Annotated in this window: 13 protein-coding genes; 9 read left to right on the top strand and 4 right to left on the bottom strand. The window is 69.7% G+C overall.

Translation table 11 applies throughout. The annotated features are described in order from the left end of the window. Positions 1 to 24 precede the first annotated feature (24 nt). The 5 genes from Actob_RS23850 (at position 25) to Actob_RS23830 (ending at position 5,757) form a co-directional block, all read left to right on the top strand. Positions 25 to 1,554 (top strand): GMC family oxidoreductase, encoded by a 1,530-nt coding sequence (locus Actob_RS23850; RefSeq protein ID WP_284914019.1) that lies wholly within the window; start codon positions 25 to 27, stop codon positions 1,552 to 1,554. Between the two features lie 277 nt (positions 1,555 to 1,831). After that, on the top strand, positions 1,832 to 3,190 hold the full coding sequence (locus tag Actob_RS23845; protein ID WP_284914018.1) for an MFS transporter: 1,359 nt from the start codon (positions 1,832 to 1,834) through the stop codon (positions 3,188 to 3,190). Next, the gene (locus Actob_RS23840; RefSeq protein ID WP_284914017.1) at positions 3,190 to 4,197 is read left to right on the top strand and encodes a hypothetical protein; all 1,008 of its coding nucleotides are present in this window, start codon (positions 3,190 to 3,192) and stop codon (positions 4,195 to 4,197) included. Before Actob_RS23845 ends, Actob_RS23840 begins: the two co-directional genes overlap by 1 nt. Positions 4,198 to 4,216: 19 nt before the next feature. After that, entirely contained in the window at positions 4,217 to 5,026 is an 810-nt protein-coding gene (locus Actob_RS23835; protein WP_284914016.1) for an SDR family NAD(P)-dependent oxidoreductase, read from the top strand. Positions 5,027 to 5,247: 221 nt separating this feature from the next. Continuing rightward, positions 5,248 to 5,757, top strand: a complete 510-nt coding sequence (locus Actob_RS23830; protein ID WP_284914015.1) for a nuclear transport factor 2 family protein — start codon at positions 5,248 to 5,250, stop codon at positions 5,755 to 5,757. 187 nt (positions 5,758 to 5,944) lie between these two features. On the opposite strand, the gene Actob_RS23825 is transcribed toward Actob_RS23830, so the two are convergent. Next, positions 5,945 to 6,841, bottom strand: coding sequence for a permease-like cell division protein FtsX (locus Actob_RS23825; protein WP_284914014.1), 897 nt, complete (start codon positions 6,839 to 6,841; stop codon positions 5,945 to 5,947). Between the two features lie 973 nt (positions 6,842 to 7,814). Between Actob_RS23825 and Actob_RS23820 the strand changes: the two genes are divergently transcribed. Then, on the top strand, positions 7,815 to 8,153 hold the full coding sequence (locus Actob_RS23820; RefSeq protein WP_284914013.1) for a hypothetical protein: 339 nt from the start codon (positions 7,815 to 7,817) through the stop codon (positions 8,151 to 8,153). Between the two features lie 321 nt (positions 8,154 to 8,474). Here Actob_RS23820 and Actob_RS23815 read toward each other — a convergent pair whose 3' ends face one another. Both Actob_RS23815 and Actob_RS23810 read right to left on the bottom strand, forming a co-directional pair. Beyond that, positions 8,475 to 9,176 (bottom strand): hypothetical protein, encoded by a 702-nt coding sequence (locus Actob_RS23815; RefSeq protein WP_284914012.1) that lies wholly within the window; start codon positions 9,174 to 9,176, stop codon positions 8,475 to 8,477. Beyond that, positions 9,173 to 10,027: an ATP-grasp domain-containing protein gene (locus tag Actob_RS23810; RefSeq protein WP_284922377.1), complete on the bottom strand. Its 855-nt coding sequence runs from the start codon at positions 10,025 to 10,027 to the stop codon at positions 9,173 to 9,175. The genes Actob_RS23815 and Actob_RS23810 overlap by 4 nt, the downstream gene beginning before the upstream one ends. A 187-nt stretch (positions 10,028 to 10,214) precedes the next feature. Between Actob_RS23810 and Actob_RS23805 the strand changes: the two genes are divergently transcribed. Genes Actob_RS23805 through Actob_RS23795 form a run of 3 tightly spaced genes read left to right on the top strand, consistent with a single transcriptional unit; the run spans position 10,215 to position 13,119 of the window. After that, a complete protein-coding gene (locus tag Actob_RS23805) occupies positions 10,215 to 11,147 on the top strand; it encodes an efflux RND transporter periplasmic adaptor subunit (protein WP_284914011.1) in 933 nt (310 codons plus the stop codon). Further along, positions 11,144 to 11,833, top strand: coding sequence for an ABC transporter ATP-binding protein (locus Actob_RS23800; protein WP_284914010.1), 690 nt, complete (start codon positions 11,144 to 11,146; stop codon positions 11,831 to 11,833). The genes Actob_RS23805 and Actob_RS23800 overlap by 4 nt, the downstream gene beginning before the upstream one ends. Further along, on the top strand, positions 11,830 to 13,119 hold the full coding sequence (locus Actob_RS23795) for an ABC transporter permease (protein WP_284914009.1): 1,290 nt from the start codon (positions 11,830 to 11,832) through the stop codon (positions 13,117 to 13,119). Before Actob_RS23800 ends, Actob_RS23795 begins: the two co-directional genes overlap by 4 nt. A 156-nt stretch (positions 13,120 to 13,275) precedes the next feature. On the opposite strand, the gene Actob_RS23790 is transcribed toward Actob_RS23795, so the two are convergent. Beyond that, positions 13,276 to 13,797 (bottom strand): AAA family ATPase, encoded by a 522-nt coding sequence (locus Actob_RS23790; RefSeq protein ID WP_284914008.1) that lies wholly within the window; start codon positions 13,795 to 13,797, stop codon positions 13,276 to 13,278. Positions 13,798 to 14,123: the final 326 nt, after the last annotated feature.

The raw sequence follows: 14,123 nt of genomic DNA, 5'->3' as shown, positions 1-14,123 counted from the left end.
GCCTCGCAGAACGGAGCGATGATCATGGCTGAATACACGGATGTCATCGTCGGCGCGGGCTCGACCGGTGGAGTGATCGCGAGCCGCCTGAGCGCCGACCCGCAGCGCCGCGTGTTGCTGATCGAGGCCGGCCCGGACTTCCCGTCCGACCGGCTGCCGGCCGACGTCTTCGACGGTCTCTACCCGTCGTTCTCGGAGCACGACTGGGGCTACAGCGCCGAGGCGGTGCCCGGGCGTTCGATCCCGATGGCCCGGGGCAAGCTGGTCGGTGGCTGCTCGGCGATCAACACCTCGCTGGCGGTCCGGCCGGATCCGCAGGACCTGGACGAGTGGGCGGCGTCCGGCCTGCGGGGCTGGGGCTGGAACGACATGCTGCCGTACTTCAAGCGGCTGGAGGACGACCAGGACTTCCCGGACCACCCGCACGGCTCCGGCGGCCCGATCCCGGTACGCCGCTGGCGTGACGAGGAGTTCCTGCCGCTGCAGCGCGCCATGCTGGACGCCTGCACGGAGCTGGGCTTCGCGCGGATCCCGGACCTGAACGGCGCGCCCGGTGACGGCATCGCCGTGCTGCCGCAGAACCTGCGCAACGGCCAGCGGGTGTCTGTCGCGCTGGCCTACCTGGACCCCGCTCGCGGCCGCGACAACCTGGAGATCCTGCCGGACAGCACTGTCGACCGGGTGCTCTTCGACGGCCGGCGGGCGACGGGTGTCCAGGTCGTCACCGGCGGGCGGACCCGGACGATCTCGGGCGACCGCATCATCCTCAGCGCGGGCGCCATCGGCACGCCGGCCATCCTGCTGCGGTCCGGCATCGGACCGGCGGACACCCTGGGGCGGCTCGGTGTCCCGACGGTGGCCGAGCTGCGTGGGGTCGGCCAGAACCTGCTGGACCACCCGGCCTGCCTGGTCACCGTCGAACCGCAACCCGGGGTGATCGACCCGAAGGACCCGGTCTGCCAGACGTTGCTGCGGTACACCGCACCCGGCTCGGCCGAGCGCGACGACATGCAGATGTACCTGTACAGCCGGATCGACCTCAGCGGCTACGCGACGGACCTGCTGGAGGACGCCGGCAACCGGTTCGCCTTCATGCTGTCGGTCGGCATCGAGCGGCCCCGGTCCCGCGGGCAGGTGACCATCGATTCGGTGGATCCGGCGGCGGCGCCGAGGATCGAGCTGAACTACCTGTCCGACCCCGAGGACCTGCGGCGCATGCGCGAGGGGCTGCGGCTGGCGTGGAGCCTCGCGCAGCGCCCGGAGCTGCAGAAGTACACCAAGCGGATCGTCGCCCCGGACGAGGACACCTTCCGGTCCGACGAGAGCGTCGACGCGTACGCGCTGGCCTCGGCGACCACCCACTACCACCCGGCCGGCACGGCGCGGATGGGCGTCGAGGGCGACCCGGACGCGGTGGTGGACGACCGTGGCCAGGTGTTCGGCGTGCAGAACCTGCGCGTCGCCGATGCCTCGATCATGCCGACGATGATCCGTGCGAACACGAATCTGACGTGCATTGCCATTGGTGAGCGCTTCGCCGAGTGGCTCCGGTAGCGACCGCAAAACAGGCGATATCAGTCGGACGTTGGTAGGCTCGATCGGTGCGCGTTCGAGGCGTTCCGGGCCGGCGCAACAGAAATGGCGGAGTTTACAATCCGTTCATTTTCCGGCAATCGAAAAGCGAGTTGCGCCGGCTCGCGCCTCATATTCGAACTTACTTGAGGGAGGTTTGATGTCGCAGAGCAAGACGTCCGATTCCACTCGTGATCAGGCCTCGGCGCCATCATCGCGCCGATGGTGGGCGCTGCCGGTGGTTCTCGTCGGAACCTTCATGACCATTCTCGATTTCTTCATCGTGAACGTGGCTATTCCCTCCATTCAGGAGGACCTGCGGGCGAACGCCGCGGAGATCCAGCTGGTGGTCGCCGGCTACGGCCTGGCGTACGCGATCGGACTGATCACCGGTGGCCGGCTGGGCGACATCGTCGGCCGGCGACGGATGTTCGCCATCGGGCTGCTCGCCTTCGTGCTCAGCTCGGCGGCCTGCGGCCTGGCCCCCACCGCCACGATGCTCGTGGCGGCCCGGGTCCTGCAGGGACTGAGCGCGGCGATGCTGTTCCCGCAAGTGCTCTCGATCCTCAACGTCACCTACACCGGCCGGGACCGGGCGCCCGCGTTCACCGCGTTCGGCGTGACACTGGGGCTGGCCGCGGTCTGCGGCCAGCTGATCGGCGGCCTGCTGATCTACGCGGACGTGCTGGGACTCTCCTGGCGCAGCTGCTTCCTGATCAACGTGCCGGTCGGCCTGGCCGCCCTCGCGCTGACCCGTCCGCTGGTGCCGGAGTCGCGGTCGGACACCGCGCGCAAGCTGGACCTCGGTGGCGTCGCGCTGAGCACCGTCGGCCTGGTGCTGCTGCTGTTCCCGCTGGTGCAGGGCCGGCAGGCGGGCTGGCCCGCGTGGGCGTTCGTCAGCCTGGCCCTGTCGGTGGTGGTCCTCGCCCTGTTCGTCCGCTACGAGTGGCGGCTGGCCGCCCGCGGCGGCGCCCCGCTGGTGGAGCCGAAGCTGTTCGGGGAGAGCTCCTTCGTCGCCGGCATCACCATCGTGCTCGCCTTCTACGCCGGCCTGGCCTCGCTCTTCCTGGTGCTGGCGGTGTACCTGCAGGAGGGCGAGCGGTTCGACGCGCTGCGCGCCGGAGTGACCTTCGTGCCGCTGGCCGTCGGCTTCTTCCTCACCTCGGTGAACGCCACCCGGCTGGCGAAGCTCTTCGGACGCCAGGCGCTGGCCATCGGCGCCGTCCTGATGGCGCTCAGCTACGCCGTGCTCATCCCGGTGGTCGGTTCGGCCGGCGCGCACGTCAGCGGCTGGTCGCTGGCCCCCGGCCTGCTGCTCAACGGGCTGGGCGAGGGCGCCGTGATGGGCCCGATCATCGCGCTCGTGCTGGCCGGGGTGAAACCCGAGTACGCGGGTTCGGCCTCCGGCGTGCTCACCACCGTGCAGCAGATCGCCGGCGCGCTGGGCGTGGCGGTCATCGGGATCATCTTCTACGGCGCGCTGGGCACCCACCCGCAAGGTGCCACCGTGTACGCCCACGCCTTCCAGCGCGGCATGGTCTACACCCTCGTCCTCGTGGTGCTGGTGGCGGTCCTGGTGCAGTTCCTCCCCAAAGCCGACCGGGCCGCCGGTTCGTGATGCAGGCAGTGCGCTGGCTGGGCTGCCTCGCCGGTCTGGTGCTGCTCGCCGGCACCAGCCTGTCGGTGCTGCACACGGTGGCCGGCCCCCGGGGGCGTACGTCGCGGCTGGCGGCACACCTGGGCCGCTCGGTGGAGCGGGCGGGCCGGTTCGGAGCGCGCCGGCTGCGCAGCCGGCGCGCCCGCGACCGGCTGCTGGTCCTGGTCGGTCCGACGGCCTTCCTGGTGGTGCTCTTCGCCTGGCTGGCCTGCTACGTGGTGGGTTACGGCCTGATCGGCTGGCCGCTGCTGCACAACCTGGCGTGGGCCATGCGGCTCGCCGGCTCGTCGGTGTTCACCCTGGGGTTCGCCGTTCCGGCCGGCGCCGGCCAGACCGTGCTGGCCTTCGTCGCCGCGTCCACCGGTCTGGTGGTGGTCACCCTCGAACTGGCCTACCTGCCGTCGCTCTACGCCGCGTACAACCGGCGGGAGGCGGCGGTCACGCAGCTCGCCGCGCGCTGCACCGGCTCGGTGAACGGCGTGCACCTGCTGCTGACGCATCTGCGACAGGACTGGGCGGACGGTCTCACCGCCCTGTTCGCCGCCTGGGAGCTGTGGGCGGCCGACGTCCGCGAGACGCACACCAACTATCCGATCCTGATCAGTTTCCGGGCCAGTGATCCGGCGGCGTCCTGGCCGTTCGCCCTACTCGCCGTCCTCGACGCGGCAGCCCTGCAGCTACTGCTCACGCCCGGCGAGCGTGCGCCGCAGGCGCGCGCGACGTTACGGATCGGGATAGCGACCCTGCAGTCGGTGGCACCCCGCGACGTCCCGGATAGCGGGATCGCCGACATCGACCTCGACGCGGTGCTGCGGGAACTGCGGGACGCCGGCTGCCCGGTGCCGGCCGATCCGTCGGCGTGCGCCCGTCGGCTGCGTGAATATCGCAGCCGGTACGCACCCGCGGTGAGCGCCCTGGCGGATCTGTTGCTGCTCGATCCGCCGGGTGCCGCCGACGACAGTCAGTGATCGATCGAAGGAGAGGACCATGCAGACAGTACTCATCACCGGCGCCACCGACGGTCTCGGCCGCGCTCTGGCGGCACACCTGGCCGCTACCGGCGCGACCATCCTGGTGCACGGCCGTGACGACGCCCGGGGCAAGGACACGCTGGCGGAGATCGCGGCGAAGACCGGGAACGAGAAGCTGTTCTGGTATCGCGCCGACCTGTCCGACTTCGACCAGGTCCGGCGGCTCGCGGACACCGTCTCCCGGGAACACGACCATCTCACGGCGCTGGTGAGCAACGCCGGCATCGGCACCACCGTGCCCGGCGGCGGGGTGCGCCAGGAGAACGCCGACGGATACGAGCTGCGATTCACCGTCAATTACCTGTCCGGTTTCCTGCTGACCCATCTGCTGCGGCCACTGCTGGTCGCGTCGGCGCCGAGCCGGATCGTGCAGGTGTCGTCGGCGGGACAGGCGCCCATCGATTTCGACGATGTCATGCTCACTCGTGATTACAGCGGCGTGCAGGCGTACTGCCAGAGCAAATTGGCGCAGATCATGTTCACCTTCGATCTCGCCGAGCAATTGTCCGGGACCGGTGTGACGGCCAATGCGTTGCATCCGGCGACGTACATGCCGACGAAGATCGTGGCAAATCCGGTGAGCGAACTGGCCGACGGTGTGCACGCGACCGGCCGGCTGGTCACCGACCCGGCCCTGGCGAACGTGACCGGCCGGTACTTCAACGGGACCCGCGAGGAGCGGGCCCACGAGCAGGCGTACGACGTGGCGGCCCGGACCCGGCTGCGCCGGCTCTCGGGGGAGCTGACCGGCATTTCCCCGGAGTGAATCCGACTCCACTGCGTTATGTTCCACCGCGCGAAAAAGTGTCGACCGGCCTAGATTTGAGGCTGTACAAATCGTTCGAGGAGGGCCGAGAAGTGGCAACGGAAACTGCACTCGAAACCACCAAGAAGGCCGGTGCCCCGCCGAGCCTGACACCCGCCCCCGGCTATTTCGCTCCGCTTTCGGAAGTGCAGAACCGGCTGTCCGCGGAGGATCGCGCGGCGGTGGCCGACCTGGTTCTGCGATTCGAGTGGTGTTACGACACACGCAATTACCAGGCGCTGGAGGACATGCTCACCGAGGACGCGGTGATGGACCACGTCTGGGGCTACCGGGAGGGCCGGTCCGCCGTGCTCACCATGCTGCGCGAGTGGGAGTACGCCAACGCCGGCCTGCGCCACCAGGGGATCAACCTGGTCGTCTGGGGCGAGCCGGACGGCACCGCGGGAGCCATGAGCTTCCTGTACGGCGTCACCATGCGTGGCCCGATCACCGGCGGGTCCGCCGGCGAGGGGCCGGTCTTCGAGCGGCCGGCCGGGCACGGGCTGGTGACCGATCGGTTCCGCCGGGGGTCCGACGGGATCTGGCGGATGACCCGCCGGACCATCGACCAGATGTACCTGGACGCCGAGTTCGTGCCGGACGCCGCGGTGCGCGAATGGTTCGCGCTCTCCGCCGAGCAGCGCCAGGCGTACCCGGACAAGCCGGCGGGGTGGCTGCCGGACGCGGCCTGAACCGGCCCGGACCGCACCCGGCGAGCGGTCGGAGCGCCACTTCTGGTCGCGCGGCCGGGTGCGGTCGCACAAGCGGACCGTGCCGTGACCCACGGGGTCTTCATTGAAGTTGTCTTGGCCCGTACCTGCCGCGAGAAGTCGTATGGCGGAACCTGCCGGCCGATCGGCACGTGAGGCGTCGGCCGCGTCAAACCATTGCCCAAGGTTCGCGTCGCTGCGATCGAAGAAGTGAGCGACTGGCAATCAGGGCCATGGCGCCCGTCATGGTTGCGCCGATGGCCGCCATCAACGGCACCATGAGCAAAACGGTGTTCTTCGGCAGCGGGGTGAACAACAGCAAGAACTCTTGAGAATAAACATCCACAAAAAGCGACTTCCCGATCTTCAAAGCGGCAAGTCCGAGCAGTGAGGCAGAGATGCCTATGAGGGCCGACCCGAGCACGAAGGGTGCCTGTATATACCAGTTCGATGCGCCGACAAGCCGCATTACAGAGAATTCACTCCGCCTGACATGCGCAGCGACCCGGCTCATGTTGCCCACCAGGACCGCCGCCGCAAGCGTCATGAGCAATGACACCACGACGGCGCCCGTCCGAATACTGGAGAGATGGGCCGAGGCACTGTCCACGTCATGACGTTGATCGATGACGCGCTGGATGCCCGGCTGACTGCCCAGCCGCGCGACGAGGGTGTCGTATTGCCCGGAATCCGCGAGCTGAACCTGGAACGAATCCGTGAGCTGCCGCCGCGCTTCCTCGAGTGCGTCATGCGCACTGCCCCACTGGTCCTGAAAGCGTTTCAACGCCTCCCGGCCACTCTCGAACCGGATGGCGACAACCGAAGGGCTCGACCGCAACGCGGCGGCGATGGTGGCGCGCTGCCCCTCCCGAACATCCGGACGCAGCTGCACCGTGACATCAACGTGATGGTGCGCGCGTTGCATCGAACCGACTTCGAGGTACAGCAGAAGACTGCCGGCCAGCAGGGTCAGAGCCACGGTAACCGTTACCAGCGCTGCAAGGGTCATCAGGACGTTGCGCCGTAGGACGATAACCGTTTCGGCAAGCAGGTATCTCCAGCGCATCAAGAATTCCTTTCTGCCCCTGGCGAAGGCCATCCTGACAAATTTCTCCGACTTTCGCAAGGACGGCATAGTGGCGCACAATCCTCGCTACGAGCTTCTTTCGCGTGGGCCATTTGGCAACTTGTCACTCGCCGTGACGGCGCTTTCCACGTTGAGTACTCGCATGGATCGGGGCCGGTTGACGGCCGTAGCGGAATTGTGAAAGGCGCACCGTGAGGCGGCCTTCCTGGCCGGTTGAGGGACACCGGCATGGCAGGTGCTGACATGGTCATGCCTGATTCGGACGTCGGCGCGACTGAGGACCGGTGGTGGGATGCCGTCGCGACTTGCGAGCACCAGCTTGACCGTGTGGTGCCGAAGTCGTCCGGCTACGAAGCGAGCTACTGCAAGAGGTTGCCGACTTCCGAGGGCACGTTTTCTGGGCCTACAACGCCAGTCATCTCACGCTGCTGGAGCAATACCTGACTGCCGGCCTCCGCGAGCGCGGTTCAGCCTTCTCGTGCTGCGATATGAGTCTGCTCGAAAAACTTCCGGCCTGGATGAAAGTAGCCAAGCACCGCGATGACCTGCTGCGCGTCGTCCACCGTTTGCAGGCCCGCCTGTCCTGAACGGCGCAATCCCACGACGAGAAAGCCGGCAACCAGTACCTGCCCGCCGACAGTGGGCCTGCGAGTGGGCTGTCGTGGGGCGTAGACGCCGGGCGTCAGGAGTCGCTATCGCCCGGCACGTTCGCAGGATGAAGGCTCTGTGTGGTGTAGGCCCCTGGACTCGCCGAGTACTGATTGGCCGCTTGGCACACGCGTTGGCAGCCGGACCGTCGTGACGTTCCGTGTCCAGATGTTTATGATCGCGTACACGCCGGTGCCGATGAACGGACGGGCCCGCAGGGTGGATGCGGCTCTGCCACTTGGTCTGTTCTTTCCGGTCCCTCAGGCGGCTGTGGGTGCTACCAGTGCTCGCTATCGTCTCCGGGGTGAAGGATCTGTCGGCGACGAAGGAACCGTCGTGGCCCTCGCTCGCGGTCGCGGGACTCACTGTCGCTTGGCTGGTGGGCATCACGGCAAGTGTGGCGTGGATCTTCGGACTCGGTCTGCAGAGCTGGGCCGACGATCAAGACAACAACGGAGCGCACCAGGTCGGGTTCGAACATGATGTGCACCTGGCAACGCACCTGCTGGAGGCGGTCGCCTTCGGCGGGCCGTTGGTGATCGCTTGCGTCGCCTTCGTGGGCGGGCGGACGAAGACCAGTGCGGTCTACGTCGGGATTGCCGTGCTGCTCGGCTTCGCTGCGGCCTACTGGCACAGCACGTGAAAGGTTGACCGCGGGTGGAATCGCCCCGCGCGAGCCCCCTGCCGCGCTGAGCTTTCCGAAGCTTGCGACGGGCAGCTCGTTCAGAACCCAGGCCGGCCCACGTCAGCATCAGCGCTATCCCCGACCACGCGACAGTGGCAGCGACGGCGGCCGTACACAACGCCGGAAACCATCCGACCCTCACCCGAGCCGCGACCACGCCGGCAGTGACGGCCAGCAGAGCAGAGGCGACCGTACGCATGCCGTCAAGGTTTCGAGGATCGAGCATCCGATCGTCGGCGGATGCGCGCGCTCGTGCCCCGAGTGGGCCCCATGACCGGATCAGAAGACCGGCTTGCCGGCGCGGAGATCGCTGATCAGATTCAGCACGGCGGACGGGCCGCCGCGGTCCGCGACCCAGTGGCTGACCACGCACGCCGCCCGCAGATAACCCTGGTCACCGCCGTCCTTGGTGACCGCCGACCAGTCGGCCCGGGTCACGCCGAGCGCCTCGCCATAGGGGACGCGGCAGCGATCCGGACCGGGTCCCAGGTACCGCGGATCCGCCGACACCACCACCGCGAGGCCCTCGTTGAACCAGGGCGGAACCGCCGACTGCGCCGCCCCGAGCCGCTGCCGCAGTTCCAGGTGGGCCAGTTCGTGCGCCGCGATCACCTCGTTCGCCCCGGCGGGCGACAGGAGCAGGGCTTTCGTACGCAAGGCCCGGCCCTTCTCGGCACCTCCGCCGATGCGCCGATAGCAGGCGTCGGTGGCGCAGATCAGCACCCGGGCGTGCGCCTCCCGCCCGCCGTAGAAGGCGGCCACCCGCTGCTCGGCGGCGTCGACCAGCCGACGGTAGGAATCGTCGTCGCGTTCCGCGTAGACGCCGCCACCCAGGCCGGTCAACCCATAGCACCGCGGACAGGCGACCGCCGCCACCGACGGCGCGGCCACCGCCACCGCGCCGCAGGCGACGCCCAGCGCCACCGTCACCCCGATCGCGATCCGGATCCACCACCGGCGCTTCGGCACGGCGGCGCTCACGACGCCGTACCGTCGCGGTCCAGTGCGGCGATCAACTCGCCCGGTGGGGTGGACCGCGGAAGGTCGCTGACCTGCCCGTCGCCGATCTCCACCACGCGCCACTCACCGTCGCCGCGGCGGGCCAGGTCCGCTGTGACAAAGGGCAGATCGACCGTACGCATGAGCCCCGCGAACGCCGACACGTCCAGATCCGCCGGCGGGTGCTCGTCCGGCGTGTCCGGGTGCGCGGTCGCCAGCCGGCACTCGCCGCCGATCCACCACGTGCGCACCTCGGCCCCGGTGAAGTCCTCGAAGCGGCGCAGCACGAACCCGCCGGTGAACTCGCTCTCCCGTAACTCCCGGAACCGGCTCGCCACCCGCCATGCCGCCTCGGTGTCCGTGACGTCCGGCAGGTACGCCGCCTCCGACCAGTAGTGCTTCATCGACTTGGTGTAGTCCCGCAGCACCGCCGCCCCGGAGCCCAGCCCCGCGCACGCCGCCACGAAGTCCGCCCGGGCGTCGCCGGTCGTCCACACCGACTCCGGCGTGTGCCCGGCCGCCGCCGGGTACCAGCCGGGCAGTTCGTGCGCCCGCCGATACTGCCGCGGGGTGGTGCGCAGGGATGTCCCGCGCCGGACCAGGGCATCGGCCAGCGCCCGATACCGCGGGGCGGGCAGCATCCAGCCGCGATAGACCGCGTCCGCGCCGGCCGGCACCCGGGCCACCGCCGCGTCCCCCGGATCGCCCCGGACGAGGGCATCGTGGTCGATCACGGCGACCTCGATCCCGGCCGCCCGGGCAGCCGCCGCCTCACCGGCGAAGTGCTCGTCGGGGCGGCGCGGCCGCAGAACGTCCCCGGGTACCAGCAACATCACCCGCCGAGGGTAGCGGGCCGGGCAGCCGAGGCCGTACCGGAAATGTCGTGAGTGGAAGCGGTCGTAACCGGCACTTGCGCCGATCCGGTACCCTTCGCCCCGCTGTTGATCGCATCGACGACGGGGGATCCGGGTGAAGGCGAGCAGGCCTGTCCGGCTGAGCGTGGTGTTACTGGGTTTCGTGATGGCCGGCTGCACCTCCGGCGGTGACGAGACCTCGACGCCCGGGCTGGCCGATCGGGGCACCGTGCTGACCACGGTCCAGCCCACCCGCCAGGACCTGACCAACCAGGTCAGCCTCACCGGCAAGGTCACCATCAACCCGGTCTTCGGGATCGTCGCACCGGCCGACGGCGAGCTGCGCTGGGTCGTCCGAGTGCCGTCCAAGACGCCGGTGAGCAGCCCGGAGTGGGTGGCCAGCGTCTGGCACGACGACTTCCCGCGCCGGGTGGAGATCCCCAAGGGGGCCACCTTCGCCGGCCGGCTGATGGAGGACCACGCCGAGGTCACCAAGGGCATGCCGGTGGTGTCCGCGCAGCACGCCGGGTACGGCATCGTCGCGGAGATCGGCAGTGACCAGGCGTACCGGATCTCCGGCGCGGTCAAGACCGTCCAGGCGCAGATCAAGAACGGTCCCGGGCCGTTCAGGTGCAAGACGCTCGGCACCATCGCCGCGCTGCCGGCCGGCACCGTGCCCGAGCCGGCCGCCACCACCGCGTCGCCGGCTCCGGACGCGTCGGCGCCGGCCGCCGACCCGGCGGCGGGGGACAGCGGCAGCACCGGCGGGTCGGAACCGACGGGCATGCGCTTGGTCTGTGTTCCGCCGGCCAGCGTCAAACTGATCAACGGTGCCGACGTCACCCTCGAAGTGATCACCGGCCGCGCCACGAACGCGCTGGTCCTGCCGGTCGAGGCGGTCGCCGGCGCGCAGGGCCGGGGCAAGGTCGACGTGGTCACCGGGGAGGAGCACACCCGCAAGACCGTCGACGTGGTGCTCGGCCTCTCCGACGGCAAGGTCGTCCAGATCACGAAGGGCCTGCGCGGCGACGAGACGATAGCGATCCCCGGCCCGAACCTGCCCACCGTCGCCCCGACCGGCGGGAACCCGGTCGGATGAGCGAGCTGATCGAACTCACCGGCATCACCAAGGTGCTCAAGGGTCAGGAGCAGCCGCGCACCATCCTCGACGGCGTCGACCTGACCGTCCGGGCCGGGGAGAGCGTCGCCATCGTCGGCCGCTCCGGTTCCGGCAAGAGCACCCTGCTCAGCGTCCTCGGCCTGTTCGACCGGCCGGACTCCGGCAGCTACCTGCTCAACGGCCGGGACATCAGCCGGCTGCCCGAGCGGCACGCCGCCAAGCTGCGCAGCTCGCACTTCGGCTTCGTCTTCCAGCGGTTCTTCCTGCTCAAGCACCTGACCGCCGCACAGAACGTGGCGATGGCCCTGATCAACGGCCAGGGCTGGCTGCCCCGCCGGGAACGCCGCGCCCGGGTCATGCACGCCCTCGACCAGGTCGGCATCGCCCACCTGGCGAAAAACCGGCCGGCCAAGATGTCCGGCGGTGAGCAGCAGCGGGTGGCGATCGCCCGCGCCCTGGTGCGCGAGCCGCAGATCCTGCTCGCCGACGAGCCGACCGGCGCGCTCGACATCGAGACCGGCACCGTCGTGATCGACGCGCTGCTCGAGGCGACCACCCGGGGCTGCGCACTGATCCTGGTCACCCACGACCGGGACCACGCCGCTCGGATGGGCCGCACGGTCGACCTGGAGGCCGGCGTGCTCAGTGAGCGGGTGCTCGCATGATCCGTCTCTCCGGCCGGCTGCGCACCGCCACGATCATCGGGATACAGGGCATCCGGGCCCGCAAACTGCGCACCTTCCTGTCCATGGTCAGCCTGTTCCTCGGCGTCCTCGCCGTCGTCGTGGTCCAGGCCGGCGCCGGCATCGCCGAACGCCTCCAGCTCGCCGACGTCGAACTGAACTCCGGCGTCGACGGCAGCAAGGCGCTCTACGTACCGTCGATGACCGGCGCGAGCCAGGCCGTCGCGGACACCGTGCGCAGCCGTACCGACGCGGTCGGCCTGTTCAACCTCAGCGCGATCATCGGCGAGCCCGGGGTGCGCCCGGTCAACGAGGGCGGGTCGCCGTTCGACCAGGACTGGGGCGGCGGCAACTCGCAGATCTGCAACCAGAACGGCTGCTACGACCCGAACGAGGGCGCACCGCGGGGGCAGGCGATCGAGCTGCGGCTCACCGCGCTGACCGGGGACGTCCGGCCGTTCCGGCCGTACCAGGTGAAGTCCGGGCAGTGGCTGGACTTCGGCACCGCGCCGATGATGGCACCACGGCTGGTGCTCAACGAGGAGGCGGCCAAGGGCTTCACCCGCTACCAGGTGCCGGCCGAGATGCGGGTACCGGGCGCGACCGCCAACCTGACGCCGCGGTTCGTCGGCGTGATCAAGGACGGCGACGCGTCGCCGCACGCGTACCTGCGTCTCGACGAGCTCACCAGCTGGCTTCCGCTGGCCCGGCTCGGCGACCCGAACACGATGGGCGACATCCAGGTCGCGATGGCCGCCGGCACCCCCGTCGAACCGGTCCTGATCGCCAAACTCACCGGCCTGGGCGCGCAGGGCCTCGCCGCCGAGACCATCAACACCCGCAAACAGATGAAGGACCAGCTCAACCTGCTCCGCCTGATCTTCCTGGCGATGGCCGGCCTGGTCCTGGTGATCGGCGCGGCCGGCGTCCTGAACGTCGGCCTGGCCACGGTCGGCGAGCGCATCGAGGAGTTCGCGCTGCGCCGCGCGGTCGGCACCCCACGGGCGGTCCTGGCCGGCATCGTCCTCGCGGAGACCCTGCTCACCGGCCTGCTGACCGCCGCCCTGGCGATCGGGCTGAGCGTGGCCGGGCTCAAGGTGCTCTCGGCGGTCCTCGGCTCGTCCGAACCCTTCCTGCAGAACGTCGAGTTCCCCTGGTCAGCCGGCGTCTCCGGGATCGTCGCCGGCCTGGTCGCGGGGATCCTGGGCGGCTTCGTCCCGGCCCTGCGAGCCGCCCGCATCCCCATCGCCACCGTGATGCGAGCCTGATCCTTCCCGGTCACGGTCCGCTTTCCTTCCGGACCGCCGCTTTCCGGTACGCGGTGAGCGGTCCCGTGTCGCCCCGGTCCCGCCCACCCGCGAGGCCGGGGCCGCCAGCGGCGCGACCCGGGCCCGTCGTGCTGGCCGACAGCTTCTTGATCGGAGTTACACCACTTGTCCTGCGGTCCCGCCCAAGGCGACCCGGACAGTCGCCGCAAGGGCGGCGGTGTCGACCGTCCGCACAGTGTCCACCTCGATCACCGGCCCGACTCCGAGCGGGGGAATATCTTCTCCCCAGAGTTCCTGCTCGGTGCGCCGCATGTCCAGATGCCGCTCGTCCCGGACACGGCGTCGATACCGTTCCCGCGCCACCCCGACGCTGACCCGGCAGCGGATCTCGACGAAGGGACCGGCGAGAGCGCGCACCAGAGGCAGGGAGTAGGGAAACCAGGTGCTGTCGATGACCGCGCCGGGACACCCCCGAGCGACGCGAAGTACCGCGTGAACGGCTGCCACACCCAGCCGACGTGACTGTTCGACGGTCGAGGGCGTACCCAAGGAGTCCATGAGCGCTTCCTTGACGTCGTCCTTGGACAGGCAGGGGAGCTGGAGCCGGGAGGCCAGAGCTCGGGCCACCGTCGTCTTCCCGGAACCCGGCCACCCGCCCACGAGTACGTATCCGCTCATGGACAGCTCATGCCCGATCCTTCGCGGGACCAACACCCGCCGGACGAGGGCGGTCCGGCCGGCGCGAACTGGTTCTCCCCGGCTGCTGTGCGCGGTGACCCAGCCGGGGGCCGAGGTCGCGCGTTCAGGTCAGGGCGAAATGGAACCGCTGGCGACCGCCGCCTGCACATCCACCGGTAACGATCTCTGATACGCGGCGGAACCTACCAGCGTGTGACTTCGTGCGTGTGGGAACGGGGCCCGGTTGTGCGGTCGGCGACGTAGGTGCGCACGACCGCGTAGGACACGTCGTGCCTGTCATGACGGCGACCGATCCGTAAGGTCCC

Origin of the sequence: Actinoplanes oblitus, from assembly GCF_030252345.1 — a bacterium.
Classification (GTDB): domain Bacteria; phylum Actinomycetota; class Actinomycetes; order Mycobacteriales; family Micromonosporaceae; genus Actinoplanes; species Actinoplanes oblitus.
The sequence above is the reverse complement of the archived record's forward strand: the minus strand, read 5'-3'. Positions and strand labels throughout refer to the sequence as shown.

Excerpts from the sequence above, each read along its gene's own strand:
- Actob_RS23850 (WP_284914019.1), top strand. The coding sequence starts at position 25 with ATGGCTGAATACACGGATGTCATCGTCGGCGCGGGCTCGACCGGTGGA.
- Actob_RS23845 (WP_284914018.1), top strand. The coding sequence starts at position 1,832 with ATGACCATTCTCGATTTCTTCATCGTGAACGTGGCTATTCCCTCCATT.
- Actob_RS23840 (WP_284914017.1), top strand. The coding sequence starts at position 3,190 with ATGCAGGCAGTGCGCTGGCTGGGCTGCCTCGCCGGTCTGGTGCTGCTC.
- Actob_RS23835 (WP_284914016.1), top strand. The coding sequence starts at position 4,217 with ATGCAGACAGTACTCATCACCGGCGCCACCGACGGTCTCGGCCGCGCT.
- Actob_RS23825 (WP_284914014.1), bottom strand. The coding sequence starts at position 6,841 with ATGCGCTGGAGATACCTGCTTGCCGAAACGGTTATCGTCCTACGGCGC.
- Actob_RS23810 (WP_284922377.1), bottom strand. The coding sequence starts at position 10,027 with ATGTTGCTGGTACCCGGGGACGTTCTGCGGCCGCGCCGCCCCGACGAG.
- Actob_RS23805 (WP_284914011.1), top strand. The coding sequence starts at position 10,215 with ATGGCCGGCTGCACCTCCGGCGGTGACGAGACCTCGACGCCCGGGCTG.
- Actob_RS23800 (WP_284914010.1), top strand. The coding sequence starts at position 11,144 with ATGAGCGAGCTGATCGAACTCACCGGCATCACCAAGGTGCTCAAGGGT.
- Actob_RS23795 (WP_284914009.1), top strand. The coding sequence starts at position 11,830 with ATGATCCGTCTCTCCGGCCGGCTGCGCACCGCCACGATCATCGGGATA.
- Actob_RS23790 (WP_284914008.1), bottom strand. The coding sequence starts at position 13,797 with ATGAGCGGATACGTACTCGTGGGCGGGTGGCCGGGTTCCGGGAAGACG.